This window comes from Sphingomonas populi, from assembly GCF_004208535.1.
GTDB classification, from domain to species: domain Bacteria; phylum Pseudomonadota; class Alphaproteobacteria; order Sphingomonadales; family Sphingomonadaceae; genus Sphingomonas; species Sphingomonas populi.
This window is the reverse complement of sequence record NZ_SGIS01000099.1, coordinates 1-4,654: the sequence shown is the minus strand read 5'-3', so window position 1 is coordinate 4,654 and position 4,654 is coordinate 1. Positions and strand designations below refer to the sequence as shown.

The 4,654-nt window shown below is 62.1% G+C and carries 5 protein-coding genes and 3 pseudogenes; 7 read left to right on the top strand and 1 reads right to left on the bottom strand.

What is annotated here, in order from left to right; genetic code table 11:
• Window positions 1-138, bottom strand: a pseudogene (locus EWE75_RS23910) (transposase); the annotation flags it as partial.
• Window positions 139-322: 184 nt separating this feature from the next.
• Here EWE75_RS23910 and tnpA point away from each other — a divergent pair.
• The 7 genes and pseudogenes from tnpA to EWE75_RS26125 all read left to right on the top strand — a co-directional run bounded on the left by tnpA (window position 323) and on the right by EWE75_RS26125 (window position 4,165).
• Complete coding sequence (tnpA, locus tag EWE75_RS23905; protein WP_130160543.1) at window positions 323-694, top strand: IS66-like element accessory protein TnpA; 372 nt, start codon at window positions 323-325, stop codon at window positions 692-694.
• Window positions 691-996, top strand: a complete 306-nt coding sequence (gene tnpB, locus EWE75_RS23900; protein WP_130160542.1) for an IS66 family insertion sequence element accessory protein TnpB — start codon at window positions 691-693, stop codon at window positions 994-996. The genes tnpA and tnpB overlap by 4 nt, the downstream gene beginning before the upstream one ends.
• 160 nt (window positions 997-1,156) lie before the next feature.
• Window positions 1,157-1,879: pseudogene (gene tnpC / locus EWE75_RS23895) on the top strand (IS66 family transposase); the annotation flags it as partial.
• 222 nt (window positions 1,880-2,101) lie between these two features.
• The gene (istA, locus tag EWE75_RS23890) at window positions 2,102-3,319 is read left to right on the top strand and encodes an IS21 family transposase (RefSeq protein ID WP_130160541.1); all 1,218 of its coding nucleotides are present in this window, start codon (window positions 2,102-2,104) and stop codon (window positions 3,317-3,319) included.
• Window positions 3,274-3,432: pseudogene (locus tag EWE75_RS25375) on the top strand (ATP-binding protein); the annotation flags it as partial. The gene istA and the pseudogene EWE75_RS25375, both read left to right, overlap by 46 nt.
• A gap of 208 nt (window positions 3,433-3,640) precedes the next feature.
• Window positions 3,641-3,892, top strand: coding sequence for a hypothetical protein (locus EWE75_RS23880; protein WP_165388521.1), 252 nt, complete (start codon window positions 3,641-3,643; stop codon window positions 3,890-3,892).
• A 39-nt stretch (window positions 3,893-3,931) separates the two neighbouring features.
• Entirely contained in the window at window positions 3,932-4,165 is a 234-nt protein-coding gene (locus tag EWE75_RS26125) for an IstB-like ATP-binding domain-containing protein (protein ID WP_130160540.1), read from the top strand.
• Window positions 4,166-4,654: the final 489 nt, after the last annotated feature.

The window sequence follows — 4,654 nt, the reverse complement described above, 5'->3', positions numbered from 1 at the left end:
GCCGCGCAGCGTGATGTGGCTATCGGGCCAGTGGCTGCGGATGCGGCGGATCAGGCGGCGGACGTGACCCGCCGTCTCGGCCCCCGAGGGCGTCTTGCCGGTGCGCAGCAGCATCGCCACCGGGCGCTCGGTGGCGGTGACCGAGCATTACGCCGTCGGCGTGCTTCCGGCGCGACCGAAAAGACCAAAAGACAAGGCTTCCGTCGAGGCGGGAGTTCGTAACCGACCGATTGAGGCCGCCTGCCGGGAGGTGGCGTGAGCGCGTAAGAGACGTCCATAAGGACGTCTTTATGGACGTCCTGAGCCAGAGCGAGGGACGGCGATGGAGATATTGGGCCGAGAACGGCGTCGTCGGTGGACGCAAGCGGAGAAGCTCGAGATCGTCGCTGCGGTGGGGGTGAACGGCGAGACGTTGGCGCGCGTTGCGCGGCGCTACGAAGTGTCCCGGAGCCAGATCTATCAATGGCGCCGTCAGTTGAGGAAGCGAGGGCTGCTGCCTGCGCCGGCCGGGCCGACCTTTTTGCCGGTCGACATCGGGGCGCCCATGCCGAGCGCGGAGCCAGTGCCTGAGGGCCGGGTGGTCTCGCCTTTGATGGTCGAGCTGTGTCTCGCGCAGGGACGACGCCTTCGCTTCGATTGCGGCATCGATGCTACGGCCTTGACCCGGCTGATCCGGTCGGTGGAAGTTGCATGATCGGACCGGGAACCGGCGTAAGGGTGTATCTCGCCTGCGGCGTCACTGACATGCGCAAAGGGATTTCTGGTCTTGCGATGCTCGCCCAGACCGTGCTGCGACAGAAGCCGGCCAGTGGTGCCGTATTCGCCTTTCGGGGGCGGCGCGGCGACAGACTGAAGCTGCTCTACTGGGATGGGCAGGGATTTTGCCTTTATTACAAGCTCCTCGAGCGAGGCCGTTTTCCGTGGCCTTATGCAACTGACGGGACGGCGCGCCTGACATCGGCGCAACTGGCGATGCTGTGCGATCACGCATGTTGATGCCCCTCCTGCTGACGCTGACTGATTCTCAGATCCACCTGTCGAACACGATTTTCCCGGAGGTCCTGGACGGCCTGGACGACCGACGCGGTATTTTCGAACAGATAGGCGCCGGTAGATTGTCGATCGATCGCGAGCCGCCCGCACCTGATCTGCACATCCCTGGGCCGGCACCGCGCCGCCCGGGGTCGTCTACCGCTATGCGCCCAACTGGAAAGCCGAGCATGTGTTGGCCCATCTGGGCAATGCGAGCGGTATCCTTCAGGCCGACGCCTACAAAGGCTATGCCAAGCTCTACGAACCCGCCGCGGATGGGAACCCTCGCTTCCGGGAAGCGGCCTGCTTTGCGCACTGGCGACGCGATTTTCATGACATCTGGACATCGCAAAATTCCGAGATCGCACACGAGGCGCTCGAGCGTATCGGGCAGCTCTACGACATCGAGCGCCAGATCGCGGGCAAGCCTGCCGATATCCGCCGGGCCGTGCGCCAGCAACTGAGCAAACTGAAGCTCGAAGCTTTGCATAGCTGGGCTGAGAAGCAACTCACCGGCATCTCGACCAAGGGCGACCTGGCGAAGGCCTTTCGCTACGCCCTGGGCCGCTGGCACGCGTTCAGCCTGTTCCTCGATGACGGACGCGTCGCCATCGATAACAACGCCGCCGAGCGCACCGTCAGGCCCATATGCCTGGGCAAGAAGAACTGGTTGTTCGCCGGCTCCGAGGCCGGCGCCGAAACCCTCGCGCGCGACATGACGCTGATCGAAAGCGCCAAGATGAATGGCCTCGATCCCCAAGCATACATCACCGACCTGCTCAATCGTATCCACGATCACAAGATCAACAGGATCGACGAATTACTGCCCTGGAATTGGGTGCCGCTGACCGTCACGCAAGCGCTGGCTGCGAATTCCGAGGGAAGCGGGCCGGGTATTCCGACGCGAAGCGGGCCACCATTCCGGCGGTGAAGTGGGCCAGCGTACCGATGTGAAGCGGGCCACCATTCCGGTGGCAAGCGGGCCGGGCTAGCGGCAACATTTAGGAGAGCTGTTGGGGTCGGCAACTGCGGCAGAAGCCCCGTCCATTGCACAAGGACGGAGGGGTGGATGCCTGCCAGGAGATCGTTGACCATGAGACAGTTACGGCGCATTTTGCGTCTTCACCACGAAGGCAATTCGACGCGCGACATTGTGCGCGTCACGGGCGTCGCTCGCACGACCGTTCAACGCGCGCTTGAGCGCTCGAAAGTGGCAGAGCTGGCCTGGCCGCTTGCGGATGACGTCACTGACGAGGTGTTGGAAGAGCGACTTTACGAAAGATCCGGGAAGAACGCTGGCTTCGGTGCCGGTGTGCGCAAGCGTCAGGAGCCGGACTGGGCAGAGCTGGTCCGTGAGTTGCGGCGGCCAGCGCTCACAATGGTCATCTTGTGGGAAGAGTATCGGAAGATCTGGCCCGACGGATACGCGTACAGCCGGTTTTGCGAGCTTTTGCGCGAGTTTCAACAGCGGCTGTCGTCGGTCATGCGCCAGCATCATGGTGCCGGGGACAAGGTGTTTGTCGACTATTCCGGCAAACGGCAGGCGATCTGCGATCCGCTGACCGGCGAGGTTCGCATGGCGGAGATCTTCGTCGCAGTGCTGGGCGCGTCGAACTACACCTTCGCGGAGGTGACCTGGTCGCAGACGTTGCCGGACTTGATCGGCTCGCATGTCCGGCTGTTCCGCCACATTGGCGGCGTGACGCGGCTTCTGGTGCCCGACAATCTGAAGAGCGGTGTGAACAAGGCGTCGTTTTACGACCCGGAGATCAACCGCAGCTACGGCCGGATGGCCGAGCATTACGCCGTCGGCGTGCTTCCGGCGCGACCGAAAAGACCAAAAGACAAGGCTTCCGTCGAGGCGGGAGTTCGTTTCGCCCAGGGCTATATCATTGGCCGGCTACGCAATCGGACCTTCTTCTCACTGGACGAAGCCAATGCGGCCGTCGCTGATGCAATGACGGATATGAACACGCGCCCCATGCGCAAGCTCGGCGTCAGCCGCGCCGATCTACTCGAGAGCCTCGAGCGGCCGGCGTTGAAGCCGTTGCCGGACGCGGAATATGAATATGCCGAATGGAAATTGGTGCGCGTGGGCATCGATTATCATGTTGAAATCGATAAGTTCTATTACTCCGTTCCACATGCGCTGATGCGTCAGCAGGTCGATGCCCGCATCACCACCGGCACGATCGAGCTCTTCCACAAAGGCAAGCGGGTCGCTACGACCGCGGATCCATCCTCATCACCAGCCAAATCCCCGTGGACCGCTGGTACGAAATCATAGGAAATCCCACGTTGGCCGACGCAATTTTGGACCGCATAGTTCACAACGCTTATCGCATCGATCTCGCCGGCGAGAGTCTCCGCAAAAGACGCGCTCCCGCACTCGACGCTTGACCTCTGCTACCGTTCAAGGAATCGTCCATCAACGACCCAAGCAGCGCCTCTCAGATGGCCCGCTTCGGATCGGTACAGGTGGCCCGCTTCGCAGCGGAGCGGTGGCCCACTTCAGACCGGTACGCCCGGCCCACTTCGTCGGAATACGCACGCTGGCCGCCTGATGGTCACGGCCACATACGTCTGAACCCTCGATTATGTAGCCAGGATGCTCGGCGAGGGCGTGGCGTTGCTGGAAGCCATCGTCTCGAACCACGACAATCTGACCTACGGCGCCATCATCAGCGTCTACACCGGTCCCGACGAGGCCATCACCGCGCTAACCGATCGCGGCGTCGAAGAGTTGACGGACATGCTGAGCGAACCGCGTCTCACGACCAAAACCTGGCACCAGTTTCTCGATGACTTCGTCGATGATCCCGAACTCGCCGCCCGCTTCAAGGCCCGGGCACTGCGGTAGTAATCGGACGGTTACCTACTTTCAATGAAAGGACATCGAATGCTGCTTCATCCAACGCTCGATCTGCTCAACACGCTTGGCCTTTCAGGCATGGCCAAGGGCCTACAGGATCTGGAATCTCACCCCGAGGCCCGGTCGCTCGATCATGCCGAATGGCTCGGTCTGCTACTCGACCAGGAAGTCACGCTACGCTGGCAGAAAGCGGCCAGACCAGCTTTGCCACTTTCGAGCGCTCAAGCGCGCGTTGAACGGTCGTGCGAGCGATGCCCGTGAACCGCCGACGCTGCTGCGCCAACTCGCGCAATCGCGACCGCAGGTCGCCATCATCTCCCCTGCACGAGCGGTACCGCATGCTCGCGTGATCCGCTCCGACGACAGCACACGCCCGCCGCTCGCTCATCCCCAGCGCCGTCTGGAGATGCGCGACCGCTTCCCGCTTTGCGGCAGGCGTCACCATTTTTTTTAAAGCAGGTCCTTCATTCCGCTTCATCTGTCCATCCCTTCTTCGGGCCGGACTCTAGCTCCAACTGGAGGAAAAAACGGGGGTCACGTCACCAGCGATAGCCCGCCGTGCAGACGCGGGGAGGGGCTGATCCGCCCCTATTGGCGGTGGGCCAGGGCCCGTTCGGCATCGTCTAATACCAAGTCTCGATGATCGTGACTCGCAAGGGCTTGCCAGCGGCGGTAAGCTTTGATTCAAGATGGCAAACGGACTGGAGTTTGCCATGCCTATCGCACTTCGCACCGACTTCGACTTTTCTG